At 67.6% G+C, this 21,537-nt stretch carries 17 protein-coding genes; 11 read left to right on the top strand and 6 right to left on the bottom strand.

What is annotated here, in order from left to right:
• The first annotated feature begins 1 nt into the window (after nt 1).
• Together IGS60_RS12830 and IGS60_RS12825 are read left to right on the top strand one after the other, a co-directional pair.
• Nucleotides 2-3,142 carry an efflux RND transporter permease subunit gene (locus IGS60_RS12830; protein WP_230504752.1) on the top strand — a complete coding sequence of 1,047 codons (3,141 nt, stop codon included), beginning with the start codon at nt 2-4 and terminating at the stop codon, nt 3,140-3,142.
• Entirely contained in the window at nt 3,139-4,602 is a 1,464-nt protein-coding gene (locus IGS60_RS12825) for an efflux transporter outer membrane subunit (RefSeq protein WP_230504750.1), read from the top strand. Before IGS60_RS12830 ends, IGS60_RS12825 begins: the two co-directional genes overlap by 4 nt.
• On the opposite strand, the gene IGS60_RS12820 is transcribed toward IGS60_RS12825, so the two are convergent.
• Together IGS60_RS12820 and IGS60_RS12815 are read right to left on the bottom strand one after the other, a co-directional pair.
• Nucleotides 4,589-5,494 (bottom strand): LysR family transcriptional regulator, encoded by a 906-nt coding sequence (locus IGS60_RS12820; protein ID WP_230504748.1) that lies wholly within the window; start codon nt 5,492-5,494, stop codon nt 4,589-4,591. The genes IGS60_RS12825 and IGS60_RS12820 overlap by 14 nt on opposite strands.
• A gap of 6 nt (nt 5,495-5,500) precedes the next feature.
• Nucleotides 5,501-6,949 carry a M20/M25/M40 family metallo-hydrolase gene (locus IGS60_RS12815; protein ID WP_230504746.1) on the bottom strand — a complete coding sequence of 483 codons (1,449 nt, stop codon included), beginning with the start codon at nt 6,947-6,949 and terminating at the stop codon, nt 5,501-5,503.
• A 175-nt stretch (nt 6,950-7,124) separates the two neighbouring features.
• On the opposite strand from IGS60_RS12815, the gene IGS60_RS12810 reads away from it, so the two are divergent.
• The 3 genes from IGS60_RS12810 to IGS60_RS12800 all read left to right on the top strand — a co-directional run bounded on the left by IGS60_RS12810 (nt 7,125) and on the right by IGS60_RS12800 (nt 9,316).
• A complete protein-coding gene (locus IGS60_RS12810; protein WP_070224661.1) occupies nt 7,125-7,655 on the top strand; it encodes a GNAT family N-acetyltransferase in 531 nt (176 codons plus the stop codon).
• Nucleotides 7,656-7,775: 120 nt separating this feature from the next.
• Nucleotides 7,776-8,222, top strand: coding sequence for a glycine zipper domain-containing protein (locus tag IGS60_RS12805; RefSeq protein WP_070289651.1), 447 nt, complete (start codon nt 7,776-7,778; stop codon nt 8,220-8,222).
• A gap of 143 nt (nt 8,223-8,365) precedes the next feature.
• On the top strand, nt 8,366-9,316 hold the full coding sequence (locus IGS60_RS12800; RefSeq protein ID WP_070313479.1) for a PP2C family serine/threonine-protein phosphatase: 951 nt from the start codon (nt 8,366-8,368) through the stop codon (nt 9,314-9,316).
• Here IGS60_RS12800 and IGS60_RS12795 read toward each other — a convergent pair.
• Nucleotides 9,297-9,716 carry a DUF2177 family protein gene (locus IGS60_RS12795; protein WP_070289674.1) on the bottom strand — a complete coding sequence of 140 codons (420 nt, stop codon included), beginning with the start codon at nt 9,714-9,716 and terminating at the stop codon, nt 9,297-9,299. The two genes, IGS60_RS12800 and IGS60_RS12795, sit on opposite strands and share 20 nt — an antisense overlap.
• Nucleotides 9,717-9,879: 163 nt before the next feature.
• Between IGS60_RS12795 and IGS60_RS12790 the strand changes: the two genes are divergently transcribed.
• From IGS60_RS12790 to IGS60_RS12765, 6 genes are all read left to right on the top strand, one after another.
• A complete protein-coding gene (locus tag IGS60_RS12790; RefSeq protein WP_230504744.1) occupies nt 9,880-10,731 on the top strand; it encodes a class I SAM-dependent methyltransferase in 852 nt (283 codons plus the stop codon).
• Nucleotides 10,732-10,958: 227 nt separating this feature from the next.
• Nucleotides 10,959-12,572, top strand: a complete 1,614-nt coding sequence (locus IGS60_RS12785; protein ID WP_230504742.1) for an FHA domain-containing protein — start codon at nt 10,959-10,961, stop codon at nt 12,570-12,572.
• A gap of 398 nt (nt 12,573-12,970) precedes the next feature.
• Nucleotides 12,971-13,564, top strand: a complete 594-nt coding sequence (locus IGS60_RS12780; RefSeq protein ID WP_230504740.1) for a metal-dependent hydrolase — start codon at nt 12,971-12,973, stop codon at nt 13,562-13,564.
• 115 nt (nt 13,565-13,679) lie between these two features.
• Nucleotides 13,680-14,198: a sigma-70 family RNA polymerase sigma factor gene (locus tag IGS60_RS12775; RefSeq protein ID WP_230504739.1), complete on the top strand. Its 519-nt coding sequence runs from the start codon at nt 13,680-13,682 to the stop codon at nt 14,196-14,198.
• Nucleotides 14,198-15,166 (top strand): FecR domain-containing protein, encoded by a 969-nt coding sequence (locus IGS60_RS12770; protein ID WP_070289645.1) that lies wholly within the window; start codon nt 14,198-14,200, stop codon nt 15,164-15,166. The genes IGS60_RS12775 and IGS60_RS12770 overlap by 1 nt, the downstream gene beginning before the upstream one ends.
• A 114-nt stretch (nt 15,167-15,280) precedes the next feature.
• On the top strand, nt 15,281-17,764 hold the full coding sequence (locus tag IGS60_RS12765) for a TonB-dependent receptor (RefSeq protein ID WP_230504737.1): 2,484 nt from the start codon (nt 15,281-15,283) through the stop codon (nt 17,762-17,764).
• A gap of 6 nt (nt 17,765-17,770) precedes the next feature.
• Here IGS60_RS12765 and IGS60_RS12760 read toward each other — a convergent pair whose 3' ends face one another.
• From IGS60_RS12760 to IGS60_RS12750, 3 genes are all read right to left on the bottom strand, one after another.
• A complete protein-coding gene (locus IGS60_RS12760; RefSeq protein ID WP_230504735.1) occupies nt 17,771-18,658 on the bottom strand; it encodes a pirin family protein in 888 nt (295 codons plus the stop codon).
• The gene (locus IGS60_RS12755) at nt 18,655-19,053 is read right to left on the bottom strand and encodes an OsmC family protein (protein ID WP_099411573.1); all 399 of its coding nucleotides are present in this window, start codon (nt 19,051-19,053) and stop codon (nt 18,655-18,657) included. The genes IGS60_RS12760 and IGS60_RS12755 overlap by 4 nt, the downstream gene beginning before the upstream one ends.
• Before the next feature lie 159 nt (nt 19,054-19,212).
• Nucleotides 19,213-21,525, bottom strand: a complete 2,313-nt coding sequence (locus IGS60_RS12750) for an SUMF1/EgtB/PvdO family nonheme iron enzyme (RefSeq protein WP_230504733.1) — start codon at nt 21,523-21,525, stop codon at nt 19,213-19,215.
• Nucleotides 21,526-21,537: the final 12 nt, after the last annotated feature.

Below are 21,537 nucleotides of genomic sequence, written 5' to 3'. Positions count from 1 at the left end.
CATGCGTTTTTCCCAATTTTTCATCCGCCGTCCCGTGTTTGCCATCGTGCTGTCGATCCTCATCACCCTGGTGGGCGCGGTGTCGGCCATGCGCCTGCCGATCTCGGAGTTTCCCGAGATCGTGCCGCCCACGGTGACGGTGAAGGCCAGCTATCCTGGCGCCTCGGCGCAGGAAATCGCCGATACGGTCGCCGCGCCGATCGAACAGGAAATCAACGGCGTCGACGGCATGCTCTACATGTCCTCGCAATCGGTGGGCGACGGCAAGCTGACCATCAGCGTGGTGTTCAAGCCGGGCAGCAACATCGAACAGGCGCAGTCGCTGGTGCAGAACCGCGTGGCGGTGGCCGAAGCGCGCCTGCCCGACGCCGTGCGCCGGCTGGGTCTGGCCGTCAAGAAGGCCTCGCCCGACCAGCTGATGGTGGTGCTGTTCGATTCGCCGAAAGGCACGCGCGACCAGCAGTACATCTCCAACTTCATCGGCACCGCCGTCAAGGACCAGCTGGCCCGCATCGAAGGCGTCGGCGACATCTACACGCGCGGCGCGCGCGACTTCTCGATGCGCATCTGGCTCGATCCGGCGCGCGTGGCCTCGCTGGGCCTGAGCGCGCCGGAAGTGATCGCGGCGGTACGGCAAGCCAACTCGCAGGTCGCCGCCGGGGTATTGAACCAGCCGCCCGGCGGCAGCGATGGCGCCTACCAGGTGCAGGTGCAGGCGCAAAGCCGCTTGCGCGACGTGGCCGAATTCGAGGCCATCATCGTCGCCGCCCATGCCGACGGCGGCGTGGTGCGCCTGCGCGACGTGGCGCGCGTCGAGATGGGCGCGCAGGATTACGCGGAAAGCGGCTTCGTCGACAACCGCACGGCCATCGCGCTGAGCATCAGCCTGCTGCCCGGCTCGAACGCGCTGGCCACCGGCGACCGCGTGCTGGCGCTGCTGGCCAAAATGGAAGCCGATTTCCCGCAGGACGTCGCCTACCATGCCTATTACAATCCGACCGAATTCATCCGTTCCTCGATCGACAAGGTGCGCGACACCATCTTCGAGGCGGCACTGCTGGTGTGCCTGGCCATGCTGCTGTTCCTCGGCTCGTGGCGCGCCGCCGTCATTCCCATCCTGGCCATTCCCGTGTCCCTGGTCGGCACCTTCACGGTGCTGGCCGCGATGGGCTATTCCCTCAATACCCTGTCGCTGTTCGGCCTGGTGCTGGCGATCGGCATCGTCGTCGATGACGCCATCGTGGTGGTGGAAAACGTCGAGCGCCACATGGAGGACGGCATGAGCCCCGTCGCCGCGGCGCAGCGCAGCATGAACGAGGTGGGCTTCGCGCTGGTCGCCATCGCGCTGGTGCTGGTGGCCGTGTTCGTGCCAACGGCCTTCATCGATGGCATCTCCGGCATGTTCTACCGCCAGTTCGCCGTCACCATCGCCGCCTCCACCGTGATCTCGGCACTGGTCTCGCTGACGCTGTCGCCGGCCCTGGCCGCGCTGCTGCTCAAGCCGCAGCACGATGCCAACAGCCTGGGCGCGCGCTGGATGGCCATCTTCAACCGCGGCTTTTCCCGCCTGACGGGCGGCTACGTGCAACTGACCGGGCGCATCCTCTCGCGGCGCTGGCTGATGCTGCCCGTGTACCTCGTGCTGGCGGGCCTGACCCTGTGGCGCCTGGACGCGACGCCGCGCGGCTTCGTGCCGCAGCTGGACCGCGGCTATGCCATCGTCTCGATCCAGCTGCCGGCCGGCTCGACCCTGGCGCGCACCAGCGCAGTGGTGCAGGACGCCACGGCACGCCTGATGAGCCACCCCGGCGTGGCCCACACGGCCGCCTTCGTCGGCACCGACGGCGCCACGTTTACGTCGGCGCCCAACACGGCCGTCATCTTCACCATGTTCAAGGACTTCGGCGCGCGCGCCAGCAGTGGCCTGGACGGGCCGGCCATGCTGGGCGCCCTGCGCGGCAAGCTGGCGCCCATCAGCGCGGCGCGCGTGATGGTCATACCGCCGCCTTCCGTGCGCGGCATCGGCACCGGCGGCGGCTTCAAGCTGATGCTGCGCGACACGGGCGGCCTGGGACCGCAAGCCTTGCAGGCGGCCGCGCGCGGCATCGCCGAGGAAGCGGGGAAACTGCCCTCGGTGACGGGCGCCTTCACGCCGTTCAACGCCATGAGCCCGCAGATCAAGGTTGAACTGGACAGCACCAGGGCCGAATACCTGGGCGTGCCGCCGCTGCGCATCAACGAGACCCTGCAAAGCTACCTGGCACCCGTGTTTGTCAACGACATGAACCTGATGGGCCGGGTCTGGCGCGTCACCGCACAGGCGGACGCGCCCTACCGGCGCAGCGTGGCCGACCTGGCCGCACTCAAGACGCGCACCGCCAGCGGCGACATGGTGCCGCTGGGCAGCGTGGCCACCTTCAGCGAAGGCACGGCACCGTTCCGCGTGCCGCGCTACAACCTGTATCCCGCCGCCGAAATCCAGGGCAGCACCAGGCCCGGCTACTCGACGGGGCAGACCATCGCCGCGATGGAAGAACTGCTCAAGGCGCGCCTGCCGGCCGGCTTCGACTACGAGTGGACGGAACTGGCGCTGCAGGAAAAACACGCGGGCGCCAGCACCGGCATGGTGCTGGGACTGGCCGTTCTGCTGGTGTATCTGCTGCTGGCGGCCCTGTTTGAAAGCTGGCTGCTGCCCCTGTCCGTCGTGCTGATCGTGCCCAGCTGCGTGCTGGCCACGCTGATCGGCGTGTCGTGGCGCGGCCTGGACAACAACGTGCTGACGCAGATCAGCATCGTGGTGCTGATCGGCCTGGCCGCCAAGAACGCCATCCTGATCGTCGAATTCGCGCGCCAGGCGATGGCGGCCGGCGCCGATGCGCGCGCAGCGGCCATCGCCGCCGCCCGCACGCGCTTGCGTCCCATCCTGATGACGTCGCTGGCTTTCCTGCTGGGTGCGATACCGCTGATGCTGTCTTCCGGTGCGGGCGCGGAAATGCGCCAGTCGATGGGCACGGCCGTCTTCGCCGGCATGCTGGGCGTGACCTTGTCGGGCCTGTTGTTTACACCCTTGTTTTTCACCTTGCTGAGCAGGCGCCGCGCGGCGCCGGCCACGCACACGGTCGCGCTGGGAGAAGCCGCATGAGCCGCATGACACACCTGAACACGCGCCGCGCCGCGCCGCTGCTGGCGGCGGCCATGCTGGCCCTGGCCGGCTGCAGCGCCGGCACGCCCACGGCGACGCGGGCGCTCGATCCGGCGCAACTGTCTGCCCTGCCCTCGGCGGGCGGCCCGGAACTGCAGGCCGGCGCGCCGCCGGCGCTGTGGTGGCAGGCACTGGGCGATGCCAGCCTGGAGCAGCTGGTCAAGCGCGCCTGGCAAGACAACTACGACGTGCGCATCGCCGCCGCGCGCCTGGCCAGCGCCCGCGAGTTCGCGCAGGCCGCGCGCGGCGCCCGCCTGCCGGCGGTGGATCTCGACGCCCAGGCCGGACGCGCGCGCCTGGCGGCGATCGAGAGCCGCGGCGGCCAGCCGCACATCGCCTCGCCGCTGCAGTGGAGCGCCGTCTTCAGCTGGGAGCTCGACCTGTTCGGCCGCGTGCGCCACAGCATCACCGCTGCCGAGGCATCGTCGGACGAGCGCGCCGCCGTGCGCGACGATGTGCGGCGCCTGATCCTGGCGCAGGTGGTGGACGCCTACCTGGTGCTGCGCGGCGCGCAGCAGATGCGCGCCAGCCTGCAGGAGCAGCTGTCGAACCAGTCCGGCACCCTGCAACTGGTGCGCGAGCGCGAAAGCGCGGGCCGCGCCGCGCCGGCCGAGCGCATGCGCGCCGAGGCGCAGATGCGCCTGGCCAGTGCCCGCCTGCCCAGCCTGAACGCCGAAGAACGCCTGGCGCGCAACCGGCTGGCGACGCTCACCGGACAGCGTCTCGATGCGCCGGAACTGGCGGCGCTCGACCAGCCGATGCCGCTGACGCTGCCGCAAACCTTGTTGACGGATGAGCCGGCTCACCTGCTGCTGCGCCGGCCCGACGTGCGCGCGGCCGAACGGGCGCTGGCAGCGGCCAGCGCGCGCGAAGGCGCCGCCATCGCCGAACGCTTCCCGCGCATCAGCCTGGGCGCGCTGTTTGGCGCCTCCGGCGTGGCCGGCGACTGGAATGGCGGCGATGCGGCGCGCTGGCATGCGGGCGCCGCGTTTTCCCTGCCGCTGTTCGATGGCGGCACGCGCCGCGCCCGCGCCCGCGCGGCCGGGGCCGAGGTGCAGGCCGCGCAGGCCGGCTTCGACAAGGCGCTGGCGCTGGCGTTGGAGGAAACCGACAGCGCCATCGCGCAATGGGTGCAATTGCGCAACCGCCAAGCGGAACTGCGCGAGGCGCACCGGCTGGCGCAGGAAAGCGCGCGCCTGGCGCGCGTGCGCTACCAGGAAGGCGCGGAAAGCCTGCTCGGCGTGCTCGAAGCGGAACGCATTGCGCTGGCCGCGCAGGAGCAGCTGGTGACGGCGCACCGCGACGTGGCCATCGCCACGGCGCGCGGCTACACGGCCATGGCCGGCGGCTTCGACGGGCCCGTGCAGCAGGCCGCTGCCGGCGCCATCAGCCGGCGCTGATCCGGGCCGCGCAGGCGTCGACCACGCAGCCGCGCAGCCAGCGGTGGGCGGGGTCGGCATCCATGCGCGGATGCCACATCAGCGACACGGTCAGGTCCGGCATGCCCAGCGGCAGCGCGAAACTGAACATGCCGGCGCGCAGATTGCCCGTATGCCGTTCCGGCACGGTGGCGATCAGGTCGGAGCCGGCGGCCAGCGCCAGCGCCGCCGTGAAGCCGCCGACGATGCTGGCGATCGTGCGCTGCAATCCCAGCGCGGCCAGCGCGTCGTCCATCGGTCCCGTATCCTGGTCGCGCCGCGCCACCAGCACGTGCTGGCCGGCCGCATAGCGCTCGGCGCTGATCGCTCCTTGCGCCAGCGCATGGCCGCTGCGCACCACGCCCACGAAACGGTCGCCGAACAGCCTGCGCGTGCGCACTTCCGGGCTGGTGAGACTGCCGATCACGCCCGTTTCCAGGTCGATGCTGCCCTCGCGCAGCTGCAGGCTTTCGCGGTCGAGCTTTTGCACGAAGCGCAGGCGCACGCCAGGCGCCTGCGCGCCGATATGCGCGAGCAGGGCCGGGCCGAAATTTTCCACGAAGCCATCGCTCGCACGCAGCGTGAACGTCTGCGCCAGCTGGCGCGGATCGAGTGCTTGCACCGGTCCCAGCACGGCCAGCGCCTCGCCCAGCAGGCGGCCCACCCGTTCGCGCAGCTCCAGCGCGCGCGGCGTGGGCACCAGTTCACGCCCGGCGCGTACCAGCAGCGGATCGCCGGTCGTCTCGCGCAGGCGCGCCAGGGCGCGGCTCATGGCCGATGGACTCAGACGCAAGCGCCGCGCCGCGCGCGTGACGCTGCCTTCGGCCAGCAGGACATCGAGGGTGATCAACAGGTTCAGATCGGGTAGCGACATTGGCGCTTACTCGCCCTGCTCCGGCGCGCGGCCGATCTCGCCATCGATATTGGCCAGGAACCACGCCAGCGACGCCATCAGCGCCACGTTGCGCTTGAGGTTATCCGGGTCGACCTTGTCCAGGGTGTCGGCCGGCGTGTGGTGGTAGTGGAAGTAGCTGTGGCTGTCGACGAGCGGCTCGAAGCTGGGCACACCGCCCGTTTCCAGGCGGTGCAGGTCGCCCGTGCCCAGCGCGTCGCGGCGCGTGAACGCGTGCGCGCCCATCGGCAGCAAGGCAGCGCGCAGCGGTGCGAACAGTTTTTCCGACTTCGGCCCCACGCTGGCGAGGATGCCGAACGGGCGGCCGGCGCCGCTGTCCATCTCGATGGCCGCGTATTGTTTGCCGAGCGCCTGCTTGTGGGCCTCGAAGTAGGCCTGGCCGCCACGGCCGCCGTTTTCCTCGTTCATCCAGGCGATCACGCGGATGGTGCGGCGCGGGCGGTAGTCGAGCTTTTTCAAGGTTTCCACCACGCCCATGGCCGCCACGACGCCGGCGCCGTCGTCGTGCGCGCCCGTCGCCAGATCCCAGGAATCGAGGTGGCCCGAGACCACCACCACTTCGCCGGCCTTGTCCGTGCCGGGCCAGTCGGCGATCACGTTGTAGCTGTCCGCTTCCGGCAGGTTTTGCGGCGTCAGGGTCAGGTGCATTTTCAAGGGCCCGCGCGCGGCCAGGCGGCCGATCAGCAAGGCGTCTTCCACGGTGACGGCGGCGGCCGGAATGCGCTTGTTGTCATCGAGGCCCGTGGCGCCCGCATGCGGGATGCGGAAGTTCGCGCCGCCGACCGAGCGCACCAGCGCGGCCGCCGCGCCCAGGTCGGCCGCCGCCTTCGGCCCGAGGAAGCGCGCGCGCGAACCCTGGCCGTAGGTAACGCCGGCCAGGCCCCGTTCGGCCATCTCCTGGTCGAACGGCGTGTCGATCAGCACGATGGCGCCCTTCACTTCCGGCGCGCGTGCCTTGAGTTCGTCCAGGCTCTTGACGATGATCACGGGCGCCGTCAGGCCGGCGGCCGCAGTGGCGCCCGAGCCGCCCAGGGCCGTGAGCACCACGCGCTGCGACACGCCCTGCGGACGGCCCGCATAGTCGACGATTTCCGCCGTTTCCACGCCGCGCACCCAGTGCGGCACTTTCACGGGCTGCAGGGTGACGGTGGCGCCCAGCTGGCGCATGGCGTCGGCCACCTGCTGCACGGCGGCGGCCGCGCCTGCGGAGCCGGACAGGCGCGGGCCGATCAAATCCGTCATGTCGGCCAAGCGGGCGTAGGCCCAGTCGCTTTGCAGCGCCGTGTCGCGCACCTGCGCCAGCGCTTGCGGCGTATTGCCCGGTGCGGCGGCAAAGGCGCCGGCGCTGACGATGCAGCCAAGGGCGATGGATAAAACGGAACGGCGCAATGGCGCGCCAGTCAGGATGATTTGCATGTGATGTCAGTTCCAGTCAACGAGGTCGAAGCGGGTACGCCGTGGCCATGGGCAAGGCGCGGCTGTCTACGATAGCGTATTTGTTCTGTCATTGCAGCAACTTTTACGGGACCGATTGCCTCTTGCCCCCAGAGTCGATTACCATGAAGATTCGTGATCGCTACCGGAAACCGACATGCTCAAGGGAACCCTCTGCACCATCCGGCATTTGCAGGCTGCCGACCTGAATACCTATATTTCCCTCGTCAACGACCTGCCCTCGCGCGGCGAGTTTTTCTCCATGCAATTCAAGTCGCCCGAGGCCATGCGGCGCGACTTCCTGCAATCGGGCTTTGTCACCGAAGACAGCGAATTGTTCCTCATCGAAGATCACTCACAGCACATCATCGGCACGATCACGCACTTCAAGAGCCGCACGCCAGCCTCTCGCGAAATCGGTTACCGCCTGTTCGACCGGCAGCGGGACGGGCGCGGCTACATCAGCGAAGCGACGCGCCTGGTGGTCGACTACCTGTTCAGCGCCTATCCGTATCACCGGCTCGAGCTGCTGATGGACCCGCTGAACATCGGCTCCGAGCGCATCGCGCAAAAGAACGGCTTTACCCAGGAAGGCTTGATACGCCAGGCTTTCTTTATCAACGGCGTGATGCGCGACGCCAAAATGTACAGCCTGCTTCGTCCAGAATGGCAGGCGCGCCGGCGCTGACTTGTTACCGCCCCGCCCCGATTGTAATAAGTTGTATTAGACGTGGAACAAGCTTGCGGCAGCAGATATAGTCCAGTTCATGCAGATCATTGTGATCTCGCCGGAATGGAAGGAAATGCCATGTTGAACAAGAAACTCCTGGGTGCGGTAATGGTAGCGGCAGTGGCTGTGTCTTCGGCCGCAGTCGCCGGTGACCGCGACTTCAATACCGTTGCAGGCGCCGTTGTCGGGGCGGCCATTGGCAACAGCACCGGCGGACGCAATGGTGCGATCGTCGGTGGCGTGCTGGGCGCCGCCGTCGGCAACAGCATCAGCACGAATGACCGCTACTACGACCGTGGCGGCTATCGCGGCGGCTACCGCGAAACCTATTACGCGCCTGCGCCGCAACCGGTGTACTACGCCCCGGCGCCGCAGCCCGTGTACTACGCGCCGCCACCGCGCTACTACGGCCCGCCGGCTGTCGTCTACGTGCAGCCGGGCCGCGGCTACTACCGCGACCATGGCCGCTACGACTACTATGACCGTGGCCACGGTCACGGCCACGGCTGGGGCCATCGCCGTTAAGCGACACCCGCCACCATATAAAACCTGCGCCAGCTTGCTGCCGCAGGTTTTTTTGCGAAACAGGCAAGGTATCGCCCCCGCACGATTTCGGCTAAGCTGTGTCCTACGATCAACATTGCTGGCCGCCTGGACCGCACCAACCGATGCATTTAATTAAAGACGCGCTCGACTTTGGCCCCTGGCTCGATGCCGCCGCCGGCACCAGCGTGGGCGCCGGCCCGATGCCCCGGCGCGAAAACCAGGACAACTTCCTGCTGATCGATGCCAGCGGCCACGCCGTCTGCCTGTCGCGGCAGGCGCCGTTCCACTGCCAGGTGCCGGGCTGGCCGCGCGGCCACGTGCGTGCCGCCGTGCTCGACGGCATGGGCGGCCACGGCCTTGGGCGCGAAGCGGCGGAAGCGGCCGTGCAAGGCTTGCTGGCCGTACCCGCCTGCCTCGACACGGCCAGCCTGGCAGCCAAACTCGACCAGTTGCACACGCGCTTGCAGGATACCTTCGCCAGGACGGCGCCAGCCCAGGCGCGCCCGCCGGGCACCACCCTGACCTTGCTGGAAGTGCCGCCCGGCGAAGCGCCGCTGCTGTATCACGTGGGCGATTCGCGCCTGTATGAAATTGCCGACGGGGTTGCCAGCATCCTCACCGTCGACCACGTGCCGGCCACCGTGTACGCCATGCGCGGCGCGCTCGACGAGACGCGCTGGCGCGCCGCCGTGCACGGCGAGCACCATCCGCAAATCTCGCAGGCCTTCATTTTAGGCAACGCCATCAGCGACAGCTTGCAGCTCGACAAGCCCTTGCGCGGCCTCGATGCGGCCACCTTGCCGCCCTTCCTCGCGCACCTGGGCGACCGCCGCGTGCTGCGCGTGCGTCCCGGCGCCCACTATCTGTTGGCCAGCGACGGTTTCTGGGCCTGCGAGGATCCGCTCGCCCTCACCGCCCGCTGGCCCGCCTTGTGTGCCGGCAAGACTGCGGCTCAGGCCGTCAGCGACCTGTTCGACGACTTCCTCTTGCATCCGCCAAAAGGCTTGTATAGCGATAACATTACCGTGGTGGCGCTGCGCTTCGATGCGGCATTCACCGTCCCAGGCGGCTAGCGGCCAGGTAGCCGGCCGTGGCCGACACGGCCGACAGCACGGTGCCCCAGGCCATGTCGATCGCCGTCAAGGCCAGCGGCCAGCCGCGCAAGGTCGCATAGTTGCTCAAATCATAGGTGCCGTAGGCAAGCAGCCCCAACAGCGCGCCCAGCGCCGCCGCCGTGCGTCCGCGGCGCGCCCGCAAGCCGGGCAGGATGGCAAAGACCAGCAGTCCGGCCACGTACAGCAGATAAAACAACACGGCCGGCGCCCAGCGGGGCGTGTCCGCCAGCAAAGGGCCCAGCGCCGCGGCGTACACGGGTTTCATCAGCACCGCCAGCCACAGGGCGTCGATGGCCAGAAATACGCACAAGGCGGCGCCATAGGCAATGGCAAGCTGGAACGGGCGTTGGGCAGGCATGGTCATCTTTCGGCGTCAGGCGGCGTTGAGGGCAACAGTTGCGCCAGCATAATGCAAAATGCCGCCACGCTCACGTTGGCCCGCATAAATACAGCAGGCAGTGAACCATGCCCATGGCGCGCGGTCTGACGGAAGGATCTCTCCAACGTCACAGGAGCATGCCATGAGCAACACCCTTCCTACACCGCAGGCCGGCGCCGCCGGCGCGCCCGACTACGCCGCCATCAAGCAGCGCCAGCAAGCAGGCTGGGCCAGCGGCGACTTCGCCGTCATCGGCGTGACCCTGCAGCCGGTCGGCGAGTCGCTGGCCGAGGCTGCCGACATCCGCGCCCACGAAGACGTCATCGACATCGCCGCCGGCAACGGCAACGCCACCCTGGCGGCGGCGCGCCGCTTTGCCCGCGTCGTCTCCACCGATTATGTGCCGGCGCTGCTGGACAAGGGGCGCGCGCGCGCCGAGGCGGAAGGGCTGGCCGTGACCTTCCGCGTGGCCGACGCCGAAGCCCTGCCCTTCGCCGATGCCAGTTTCGACGCAGCCCTGTCGACCTTCGGCGTCATGTTCACGCCCGACCACCGGCGCGCGGCCGGCGAAATGCTGCGCGTGCTGCGTGCCGGCGGACGCATCGGCATGGCCAACTGGACCCCGGACGGCTTTATCGGGCAACTCTTCAAGACCATCGGCAAATATGTCCCGCCGCCAGCAGGCGTGGTGTCGCCGGCCCGCTGGGGCGAGGAAGCGTATGTGCGCGACCTGTTCGGCCAGGCGGCCGAGCAGGTGCACAGCCAGCGCAAGGTCTTCAATTTCCGCTACGCCTCCGCCCACCACTGGGTGCAGGTCTTCCGTGATTATTACGGCCCCGTCCACAAGGCCTTTGCCGCGCTGGACGCGCCTGGCGCCGAGGCGCTGGAGCAGGAGCTGTTCGCCTTGCTCGAACGCCTGAATACAGCGGGCGCTCACTCGCTGGTGGTGCCGGGCGAGTATCTGGAAGTCATCGTCAGCAAACAGCGCAGCTGAACGCAGCTGGACTGGCGATATCAAAATAACATATCCGGAAAGACATAAAATGTGTTTTTAAGCAATAGTTTCCATAACAAGCATGACAAGCTGTGACCAAGGGGATGAATTTGGGCAAAAAGAGCGCATTCGAGCGCCGCGAAAGTTGCCAAGCAGGCGCAAAAGCGCGTAAGCTCTCATGTAGAACAGAGGGCGCAATGTCCCCGCTCGATTCGAGTCAGAATGTCATGAAAAAATGCAGCAACCCGGAGCACCCGCACTGTACGTTCTGGGTCTTGCCTGGGGAAACAGTCTGCGCGGGCAACCACCCGCAAGCGACGAATGCCCCCAGCAGCTACGACCTGTTGACCGCACTGCGCAGCGCCCGTTCCGAACCATCGGCAACGGCGCTTCCGCACGCCCGTGCGCATGATGCCGGGCTGCGCGATGCGGTGATACGCGATGCTGCTCAAGCGGTGACCAGCCTGACCAGCCCCATGCCAGCCTCGCCCCCCGCCAGCCTGCCGGCATTTACCCCAGTGCCCGCCGCACAGCCGGCCACTGCGCCCGCCTACCAGCCGATACATGCCCACCTGCACATCAGCGGCTTCGATCCCCGCGCGGCAGGCGGACGGCAAACCCTGAAAATGGAATTGCGCGGCATGAGCGCCGCCTGCGCGCCGCAGCTGACCTTGCGCCTGCGCTCGGACCTGATCCCGCGCGGCGCCGTCCAGCATGATTTCGTGCGCACCACGCGCGGCGACTGGCGCCCCGTATTTGTCGAGTTTTCCTCGCGTAACAAGGAGCACGGGCAATACCAGATCGAGGTCGAAGTGCACAGCCACGTCGACGGCGCCGTGGCGCAGAAATGGGTATGCACGTTTGTCATCCTCGTACCGCGACGCGACGCCACCCTGACGGAAATCCACCAGATCTTCCTCAGCACGCACAAGAACGTGCGCGTGATGGCCGACGACGCCTCGATTGCCCGCGTGACGGGCGGCGACGGCTGCAACCTCGACGTCACCGCGCGCAATGCCGGCATTGCCCACGTGGATTTGTCTGCCCCGCAAGGCAAGATCGACATGGGCTTTACCACCATCGCCTGGGACGAGGAATTGATCGAAGTCGACCTGCCCGCCGCCAGCCACTGCCATCCGCACCCGAGCCAGGCTGCCTGCCTCGTCAATGCGGCGCCGGAAGCGGGCGAACAGCGCCAGATCCGCCTGTTCGCGCTGGAAGAATGCATGCTGGGACGCTTCGAGCTGGTGGACCCCGAAGCCGATGTGCTGCTCAGCCATTTCAGCCCCGACGGCCAGGACAACAACGGCTTGACGCGCCGCTTGTCGGGCCGCCACGCCATCATCCGGCGCAGCCAGCAAGGCTTTGAAATCGAAGACGTGTCGCGCTACGGCATGCTGCTCGACGGCGTATGGCCCGGCAAGCACAAACCCGTCGCCATGCGCCTGGGCATGCGCATCGAATTGTCAGCCAGCATCAAGGGCATCGTCGTGCTCAGCGTCACGGCCATCCTCGCGCACGGCGTGATCCTGCACCGCATCGACCACGGCGCCCGCGCCGAGTGTTTTTACCTGCTGCTGCCCGACACCCAGCCCACGCCGGCAAGCCATCTGGCCACGCCGCAGGCCAGCTGCCTTCCCCTGCTATTCCACCGCAACGGCGGTTTCTGGCACCTGGACACGGCCAGCGGCAAGGAAACCGCGCTGGCCCCCGCCACCGCGCTCGACAAGCTCAGCGGTTTTGCGCGGCACAACCGTTTCGCCAGCGAACCATATCCGGAATGCTGGATCATCCGCACCGAAGGCGCGGCGCTGTGCGATAGCACCATGCAAACTGCGTAGTAACACTGTTGTAAATCTGCAGTTATCCGCAAGGCACTAGCGCGGTATCAGTACGAGAAAAATCATCGACAGGCCCAGAATGAACACCGCTTCCAGCGTAAACACGATGGCGGGAATCTGCAATTCGCGCGGGATTTTCATGGCGACACCCCTTAAAACGTAAGACTGCTTTCAGCATAGCGCGCCGCGCGCCAAATACATTATCAGCCGCACAACATACTTGACCGGCCGGCATCAGGCGCCGAGTCCGCCATCACGTCCATCCCGACACACAATTTAACACTTTAATAGCAGATATTGCGCAAATAGCCCCCATTGGCGCCCCTGCGTACTGTATATTCATCCAGTTAATATTTCCCGTACTTCACAAAGCGCCCGCGCGGCGTTTTACATTTCCTATGGCTTCCAACAAAGCGCATCATGCGACTGGCTGGGCCGCCGGCGTGATCGCCGCGGCCCTCGTCGCGCACGCTGGCGCCGGCGGCCCCTATCAAGTGCTGAGCATGCTCGCCTTTGTCATGGGGGCGCTGGGCGGCACGGCGCCGGACTGGCTGGAAGTGGCCTGGTGGGCGCGCACGCACAAGCTGTGGATCACGCACCGCACGTGGACGCACTGGGGCCTGGCCTGGATCGCCCTGCTCGTCTACACGTATCTGCAATTGCCGCACCACCTGTGGGCGCCGCCCCTGTTCGGCTTTGCCGCCGGCGGCATCATGCATCTGCTGGCGGACTGGCCCAATCCGCTGGGCGTGCCGTGGATTTTCCGCCGCCACTCGCTGCGCTGGTGGAAAAGCGGCCGCCACGACATCATCGTCATCATCGCCGCCTGGCTGGCCGCCACCATCGTGGCCGACCATGTGTTTTTCGACGGCATCCACTGGCAGCGCACCGTGCTGGCGTTCGACGGCCTGCTGCACTGGTCCGCCACCGCACTCCAGACGGCCTGGGCGGATCTGCAACAGTGGCAGGAGCGCTGGCGCCTCGGTGGCTGACGCCGATTGACGCCGGCGGCGCGGCAATGTGATAATGAGTATCATTCTCAAACAGCCCAGCCAGCCGGCACCCCGCGTTCCGTCAGCCCAGCCCATCCCTTGCCTGGAGAACGCAGTGAGTACCGTCAGTCCCACCCATGCCAGCCACCTGAGCACCTTGTACAGCGAACACCATGGCTGGCTGTATGGCTGGCTGCGCGGCAAGCTGGGCAACCGCGCCGAGGCGGCCGACCTGGCGCAGGACACTTTTTTACGCCTGCTGGGCAAGCGCGAGGTGGCACCGCTGGCGCCGCTGCGCGAGCCGCGCGGCTACCTGGCGACCATCGCGCGCGGCTTGCTGATCGACCGCTACCGGCGCCAGGCGCTGGAACAAGCCTATCTGGAAGCGCTGGCCCAGCAAGCCGAGCCGATATCGATCTGCGCCGAAACGCACGCCATCATCATCGAAACCCTGCTCGCCATCGACCGCCTGCTCGACCGCCTGGGCACGCGCACGCGGGCCATCTTCCTGCTGGCGCAAATCGAAGAGCTCAGCTATGTGGACATCAGCCGGCGCCTCGGCGTATCCCTGCCCACCGTGAAAAAGCACCTGGTGCGCGCCTACACGGAATGCCTGATGCTGGTGGCCGGCTGATGTTTTCCCCTTCCACCCCGCAGTCAGCGCCCATCCCCCGCAAGGTGCTGGCCGCCGCCGCCCATTGGCATGTGGAACTCCAGTGCGGCAGCGCCGACCCGGCCGCCCTGCAGGCATGGCGCGACGCCAGCGCCGAGCATGACCGGGCCTGGGCGCTGCTGCAACGCATGGACGGCCAGCTGGCCATCATACCGCCGGCGCTGGCAATTCCTGCCCTGCAGGCGGCGCAGCAGCGACGGCGCAGCGCCGCGAAAGTGCTGGCCATGCTGGTGGCGGCCGGCGGCGGCATCATGCTGGGCCAGGCGGGCTTGCAGTCCGCCCCCTGGCAAGCGTGGACGGCGTCCTTGCGCACGGTGCCGGGCCAGCGCCGCCACGTGGCGCTGGCCGATGGCGGGCAGATGGAGATGAATACGGACAGCGCCGTCGACGTCGATTACAGCGCCGCGCGCCGCCGCATCCGCCTGCATCACGGCGAAGTCATGGTCACGACGGCGCCCGATGCGCGCCCCTTCCTCGTCGACACACCGCACGGCGTGATCCGCGCGCTGGGCACGCGCTTCGGCGTGCGCTGCGATGACGGTGGCAGCGTCGTCAGCGTCTTCGAACACGCCGTGGAAGTACGCGGCGCGGCGCGCCCGGACGCCGTGCGTCGCCTGGAAGCGGGGCAGCAGCTGCGCTTTGGCGGCACCGGTCTGGAAGCCGTGCTGGCCATGCCCGCGCACCAGGACAGCTGGCTGCGCGGCATGCTGGTGGCGGCAGACTGGCCGCTGCAACGGCTGGTGCAGGAACTGTCGCGCTACCGGCGCGGACGCCTGGCCTGTGACGCAAGCGTGGCGAAACGCCCTGTCACGGGCACTTACCGGATCGACGATATCGACGCCGTGCTGGAAAGCCTGTGCGCCTCGCACGGACTGCAAGTGACCTACTTCACGCGCTACTGGGCCACGGTGGCGGCCCGTTCAAGCTAATTATTTTCAGTTTTTTTTGCGCCAGGGGTTGGTGTTTCGCTGCGCTGCTTCGGCTTGACAGGTAAGAAGCCGATTCATCCACCATAGCCCTTACCCTGAGCAGAAAGACCGAGCATGCACCTGACCACCCCCGTCCTCCATCCCGCCGCGCGCGCCATCCGCCTGGCCGTCCTCGCCATGGCGTGCGCCGCCCCCGCCGCCTTTGTCGCCGCGCCCGCGCTGGCGCAAGGCCAGGCCGCCGCTTCAAGCGCTGCGCCGCAAGCCTACGCCATTGTGGCCGGCCCGCTGGCCACCGCTTTGAACGATTTTGCCGTCGCCGCCGGCGTCAGCCTGTCGACCGATCCCGCGCAGACGCGCGGCCTGCGCTCGCCCGGCGTGCGCGGCAGCCACAATGTGGCGCAGGGCTTTGCCCAGGTATTGGCCGGCAGCGGCCTGGAAGCGGTGCAGCTGCCGAACGGCGCCTACGTGCTGCGCCAGGCGGCGCCCCCCTCCGCGCCGGCGGCCGGCGTGGAAAAGACCATGGCGCCCGTGGTCGTGAACGCCAGCATGGAGCGCGACCCCGTCAGTGAACACAGCAACTCGTATGCGGCGCGCGCCGTCACCGTCGGCAAGGGCGTGCAGACCTTGCGCGAGATTCCCCAGTCCGTCAGCGTCGTCACGCGGCAAAAGATGGATGACCAGAACCTCAACACCATCGACGCCGTGCTGGCCAACACCACCGGCATCACCATGTACGACAGCCCCATGGGCGGACGCTATGTGTATTCGCGCGGCTTCATGGTCGACACGTACCAGTTCGACGGCGTCAACCGCGCCATGTACTACCCGCAGGCGAACAGCTTCACCAGCAATACGGCCATGCTCGATCGCGTGGAGATCGTGCGCGGCGCCACGGGCCTGCTGCAGGGCACGGGCTCGCCGGGCGCCGCCATCAACATGGTGCGCAAGCGTCCGCTGGCGGAAAAGCAGGTGCAGCTGGCACTCAGCGCGGGCCGCTGGAACGACGTGCGCGGCGAAGTCGATGTCACCGGCCCCTTGAACGAATCGGGCAGCATCCGCGGCCGCGCCGTGGCCGCGCATGACCAGCGCGATTATTTTTATGACGTGGCCGACAGCCGCACGGACGTGCTGTACGGCGTGCTGGAATTCGACCTGGCGCCGGGCAGCAAGCTGACGACGGGCGCCAGCTACGAAAAACTGCACGCGACGCCCTTCTTTTCCGGCATGCCGCGCTACCGCGACGGCAGCGATCCGAAACTGCCCCGCGAGACTTTCCTCGGTGCCGACTGGAACCGCTGGGCTAGCCGCCAGACGGCCGTCTTCGCCGAATTCGAGCACCGCTTCGACGCCGACTGGTCGCTCAAGGCCAGCGCCAACTACACGCGCGAGCGGCATGACGTGAAATACATGTTCAGCCAGGGCGCGATCGACCCCGCCACCCTGGCCGGCATGATGATGTATGGCGGCGTGTTCGACTACGGCAGCACCAACAAGGGCCTCGACCTGTCGCTCGACGGCAAATTCAACGCCTTTGGCCGCCGCCACGGCTTCAGCGCCGGCATCAGCACGAACCGCCTGGAAAGCGACAGCGATTTCAGTCTGGCCCTGCTGCAGCAAGCGAACAATCCGCTGCAGCCGAATCACAGCGTGGCCGAACCGAGCGACGCCTGGTTCCGCGAACACAGCTACCGGGGCGACCCCAGCGTAACAAAAATGACGCAGACGGGCGCCTACGGCGTGGCCCGTTTCAGCGTCAGCGATCCGCTCACCGTGGTGGCGGGCGCCCGCGTGTCGAACTACAAATGGAGCAGCGTGTACCGCGACACGGGCGAGGTGTACATCGACCCGTACCGCGAAAACGGCGTCGTCACGCCGTATGGCGGCGTGATCTACGCATTCGACAAGCGCTGGTCCGGCTACGCCAGCGTCTCCGACATCTTCCAGCCGCAAAACCAGCGCACGGCCGATGGCGCCCTGCTCGACCCGCTCAAGGGCCGCAACCTGGAAGTGGGCGTCAAGGGTGAACTGTTCGACGGCAAGGTGAACACCTCGCTGGCGCTGTTCCGCATCGAGCAGCGCAACCGCGCGGAACTCGACCTGGCCAATACCTGCTCCAGCGGCACGGAGTGCTATTTCTCGACGGGCAAGGTGCGCAGCGAAGGCCTCGATGCGGAAATCAGCGGCGAAGTGGCGCCGGGCTGGCAGCTGTTCGCCGGCTACACGCTGAACAATTTCAAGTACCTGGAGCAGACGTCGAACGCGGGCGTGATGTTCGCCAGCACCTACTCGCCGCGCCACATGCTGCGCGCGTGGAGCGACTACCGCCTGCCCGGCGCCTTGCAGCAGTGGAGCGTGGGCGGCGGCGTGAACTTCCAGACGGAGAGCTCGCGCGTCACGCGCGACGTGACCGTGGCGCAGGGCGCGTATGCCTTGTGGAGCGCGCGCGCCGCGTACCAGATCGACCGCAACTGGACGGCGTCGCTGTCCGTGACGAACTTGCTCGACAAGCGCTACTACCAGACGGTGGGCGCGCCGGCCTGGGGCAATTTCTACGGCGAGCCGCGCAAGGCGCAACTGACCTTGCGCGCACGCTTCTAAGCCAGCTTATGCCGGAGGACGCAATGGCGCCTTCGGCAACGGGATGAATTCCGTCTCGCCCGGCACTTGTCCCATGCGCTGGGCGCTCCAGTCGTCGGCCGCCTGCGACAAGCGCTCCTTGCTCGACGAGACGAAATTCCAGAACAGGTAGCGGTGGCCGTCCAGCGGTTCGCCGCCGATCACGACGAACTGCACCGGCCCGCCGCCTGCCGTCACGACAGGCGCCTTACCCTCCTCCAGCAAGGCCATGGTGTGCGGCAGCAGCGCCACGCCGTCGACCAGCACCTCCCCGCTGATCGGATAAATCGCCGCTTCCGCCGGCAAGCCATCCAGCCGCAACTCGCGCCCCGCCTGCAGCGCCACGTCCAGGTACAGCGTCGGCATGTAGGTGCGCACGGGCGAGGTCTGGCCAAACGCCGTGCCAATGAGGACTTTCACCACGGCGCCATCGAGCGTCACGACGGGAATGTCAGCCTGCCGCGTATGCGTGAAACTCGGCGCGTCCTCTTCGTGCGCCTTTGGCAGCGCGGCCCACAGCTGCAAGCCGTGCGTGCGGTGCGGCTTGCCGGCCAGATCGTGCGGCGTGCGTTCCGAATGCACGATGCCGCGTCCGGCCGTCATCCAGTTGATGGCGCCCGGTTCAATGCGCTGGCAGGAGCCGATGCTGTCGCGGTGGTCGATCGCGCCCTCGAACAGATAGGTGACGGTGGCCAGGCCGATATGCGGATGCGGGCGTACGTCGTGGTTGGCGTCGGGCGCCACGTCGATGGGGCCGAAATGGTCGAAGAAGATGAAGGGGCCGACGGCCTGTTTTACTGCGGAAGGCAGCAGGCGCCGCACGACGAAGCCGCCGCCCAGGTCCTTCTCGTGGCTTTTCAGGATGGCCGCGCTCATGCCAGCACCGTCGTGATTTCCGTGGTGACGGCCGTCATCAGCTTGTGGATCGGGCATTTGCCGGCCACGGCCAGCAATTCCTGGCGCTGCGCATCCGTCAGTTCGCCCGTCAGGTGCAGGGTGGCGGCCAGGCGGTACACGCCCTTGCGCTCGTCGCTGGCATCGCGCTCGGTCGACACTTCCACGTGTTCCAGCGGGATGCCCTTGTGTCTGGCGTACCAGACGACGGTGAGCGCCTTGCAGGCCGACAGGGCCGCATCGTACAAGTCGTGCGGCGAAGGGCCGGCGTCGCCGCCGCCCTCCTCCACCGAGGCGTCGGCGGAAATGATGTGATCGCGCACGTGCACGATGTGGCGCATGGGTTGCGACTGGTCGCGGATGGCTTTGATGGTCATGGCGTTCCTTGGTGCGTTTGGAAAGCCACAATTTACACCGTTTGCCCGCTTGGCGCAGCCCGCTCTCCTGCTACCTGGTCATATGATACGGAAGACGGCGTCGGCCATCAGCGCCATTTCTTCCGGGTCCGGCGTGACGACGCCAGGCGCCGTACTTGCCTAATCGAGCGTGCGCGCCACGCGGAAGCCCACGATGTCGTTCGACAGCACGGTGGAAAAACCGTTGCGCAGGGCCGAGCGCAGGTAGCGCGGGTGGTACAGCCACGAGCCGCCGCGCAGGATGCGCCGGCTGCTGTCGCTGCCCTCCTCCCATGCGCTGCCGTCGACGGGCGCGCCTTCGTAATTGTCGTGCACCACGTCCTGCACCCATTCCCACACATTGCCATGCATGTCGAACAGGCCCCAGGAATTCGGCGCGAAGGTGCCCAGCGGGCTGGTGCCGCCCCGGTACACGCCGCGCGGGCCGCCGTTGTACACATACAGACCGTCGTAGTTGGCTTGCTCGGTGCTGATCGTATCGCCCACGTTGAAGGCCGTGCGCGTGCCGGCGCGGCAAGCGTATTCCCATTCCGCTTCGCTGGGCAGGCGGTATTTGCGCCCGGTACGCTCGCTCAGCCACCCCAGATACAGCTGCGCGTCATTCCAGCTCACGCCCACCACCGGGTGCTGGTCGTTCTGCACGAAGCCGGGATTGTCCCAGTCCGTCTCGGAACCGCCCGCCCAGCCGGTCGCCTTGACGAAGGCGCGCCATTCGCCCACGCTGACAGGATGCCGGGCCAGCGCGAACGGGCGCGAGATGCCGACCCAGTGCTGCGGCATCTCGCGCTCGAGCCAGGCCTGTTGCGAGCCGGCCTGGATGGCGGCCTTGTGTTCCGTCTCGTGCGCGCCCATCTGGAAACGGCCGCTGGGAATGAGCACCAGTTCCGGCCCCTGTCCCGAGCCATCGAGAAAATCGTCGCGCAAGACGCCTTCCGCGTTGGGCACCGGTTCCACGTGGTCCGCTTCCGGCACAGGCGCGGAGGCCGGCGCCGGGACAGCGGCCGCGGCGGCGCGGCTGGCCTCTTCGCGGCGCGCGCGTTCCTGCTCGGCGCGGTAGGCCGCCTCCGCCTTGGCGACGATGGCCTTGCGCTGCAATTCCTGGTGTTCCTGCAAGGCGGTGGCGGCATCGGCTTCGCGGCGCGCGCGCAGCTGGCCGCGCAACGCTTCCTTGCGCAGCTTGCGCGCCTCTTCCGCCTCGAAATGGCGCTGCGCCTCCTGCTCGCGGCGCAGTTTGTCCAATCGCTGCTTTTCCAGCGCGGCGGCCTGGATTTCCGCCTTGCGGCGCTGGTCCAGTTCTTCCTGGCGCGCACGTGCCTCTTTGAGCGCCGCCTCGCGGGCCTGTTCGGCGGCCAGCGCCGCCGCCTTTTGCTGCTGCGCCGCGCGCGCCTGCTGCTGGCGCGCCTGCTCCGCCAGTTCTTCGGGCGACGGCCCGGCCGCGCGCTCCAGGTTTTCCAGCAAGGCTTGCACCGATTGCGGACGCAATTCCGGCGTCAGCGAAAACCCGTTCTGCAGCACCTGCCACTGCTGCGCGTTGAGCGCTTGCGGCGCCGACGGCAGATGGCTGGCGCTGCGCGCGTCGTCGAACGGCATGCGCCCTTCGAGCATCTGGTAGATCATCACGGCCACCGCATACACGTCCAGGCGCGGGCTGGGCTGGCGCTGGTTGGCGCCGGCCTCGGGCGCCCGGTAACCGTGCGTGCCCGCATTCGGCATGTCCAGCGCCAGGCTGCTGTCCGCATTGCGCACGCGCGAAGCGATGCCGTAGTCGAGCAGCTTGACGTCGCCTTTCGCCGTCAGGAAGACATTGCCCGGCTTGATGTCGCGGTGCACCAGCTTGTGCTTTTCCCACGCATACGACAGGGCGTCGGCCACCGGCTGCAGCAGTTGCTGCACCGTGGACAGAGGCAGTGCGCCCTCGCGCGCCAGATAATGCTCGAGGTCTTCGCCATCGAGGCATTCCATGATGATGAAATAGCTGGCCGTGGCCGGGTCCTGCGCCCACTCGTAGACGCGCACGATGTTTTCATGCGCGAGCTTCCTCGCCTGGGTCGCTTCCTCGATCAGCAGCTTGGCATGCGTGGCGCTTTGCGTCAGCTGCGGCGGCAAGATCTTCAGCGCCACCATTTCGCTGCTGCCCAGCTCCGCGTGCGTGGCCAGGTCGGTCGCTTGCCATACCTGTCCCATGCCGCCCGTGCCGATCAGCCGTTCGAGCCGGTAGCGGCGGTTCTGCGGGCCGATTTCCTGGCCCGTCATGAAGCCCAGCTCCGTGCCCTGGCGCACGGGCAACGGCGCGGCCACGGGAGCGGCGCCGGGCGGCGCGTACTCGGCGTCGAGGATGGCGTTCTTGCGGCGTTCAAATTCCTGCTCGCTGAGCAGCCCGTCGTCGTGGAGGGCGCGCAGTTCCCGCAGTTTGTCTCGTGCTTTTTGCATCATCTGGGGTGAAAC

Origin of the sequence: Janthinobacterium sp. FW305-128 (assembly GCF_020858135.1) — a bacterium.
Taxonomy (GTDB): domain Bacteria; phylum Pseudomonadota; class Gammaproteobacteria; order Burkholderiales; family Burkholderiaceae_D; genus Janthinobacterium.
This window is presented reverse-complemented; position numbering and strand designations above follow the sequence as displayed.

Excerpts from the sequence above, each read along its gene's own strand:
- IGS60_RS12830 (WP_230504752.1), top strand. The coding sequence starts at position 2 with ATGCGTTTTTCCCAATTTTTCATCCGCCGTCCCGTGTTTGCCATCGTG.
- IGS60_RS12770 (WP_070289645.1), top strand. The coding sequence starts at position 14,198 with ATGTTTTCCCCTTCCACCCCGCAGTCAGCGCCCATCCCCCGCAAGGTG.
- IGS60_RS12780 (WP_230504740.1), top strand. The coding sequence starts at position 12,971 with ATGGCTTCCAACAAAGCGCATCATGCGACTGGCTGGGCCGCCGGCGTG.
- IGS60_RS12790 (WP_230504744.1), top strand. The coding sequence starts at position 9,880 with ATGAGCAACACCCTTCCTACACCGCAGGCCGGCGCCGCCGGCGCGCCC.
- IGS60_RS12805 (WP_070289651.1), top strand. The coding sequence starts at position 7,776 with ATGTTGAACAAGAAACTCCTGGGTGCGGTAATGGTAGCGGCAGTGGCT.
- IGS60_RS12750 (WP_230504733.1), bottom strand. The coding sequence starts at position 21,525 with ATGATGCAAAAAGCACGAGACAAACTGCGGGAACTGCGCGCCCTCCAC.
- IGS60_RS12795 (WP_070289674.1), bottom strand. The coding sequence starts at position 9,716 with ATGCCTGCCCAACGCCCGTTCCAGCTTGCCATTGCCTATGGCGCCGCC.
- IGS60_RS12825 (WP_230504750.1), top strand. The coding sequence starts at position 3,139 with ATGAGCCGCATGACACACCTGAACACGCGCCGCGCCGCGCCGCTGCTG.
- IGS60_RS12810 (WP_070224661.1), top strand. The coding sequence starts at position 7,125 with ATGCTCAAGGGAACCCTCTGCACCATCCGGCATTTGCAGGCTGCCGAC.
- IGS60_RS12800 (WP_070313479.1), top strand. The coding sequence starts at position 8,366 with ATGCATTTAATTAAAGACGCGCTCGACTTTGGCCCCTGGCTCGATGCC.
- IGS60_RS12755 (WP_099411573.1), bottom strand. The coding sequence starts at position 19,053 with ATGACCATCAAAGCCATCCGCGACCAGTCGCAACCCATGCGCCACATC.
- IGS60_RS12765 (WP_230504737.1), top strand. The coding sequence starts at position 15,281 with ATGCACCTGACCACCCCCGTCCTCCATCCCGCCGCGCGCGCCATCCGC.
- IGS60_RS12815 (WP_230504746.1), bottom strand. The coding sequence starts at position 6,949 with ATGCAAATCATCCTGACTGGCGCGCCATTGCGCCGTTCCGTTTTATCC.
- IGS60_RS12820 (WP_230504748.1), bottom strand. The coding sequence starts at position 5,494 with ATGTCGCTACCCGATCTGAACCTGTTGATCACCCTCGATGTCCTGCTG.
- IGS60_RS12760 (WP_230504735.1), bottom strand. The coding sequence starts at position 18,658 with ATGAGCGCGGCCATCCTGAAAAGCCACGAGAAGGACCTGGGCGGCGGC.
- IGS60_RS12785 (WP_230504742.1), top strand. The coding sequence starts at position 10,959 with ATGAAAAAATGCAGCAACCCGGAGCACCCGCACTGTACGTTCTGGGTC.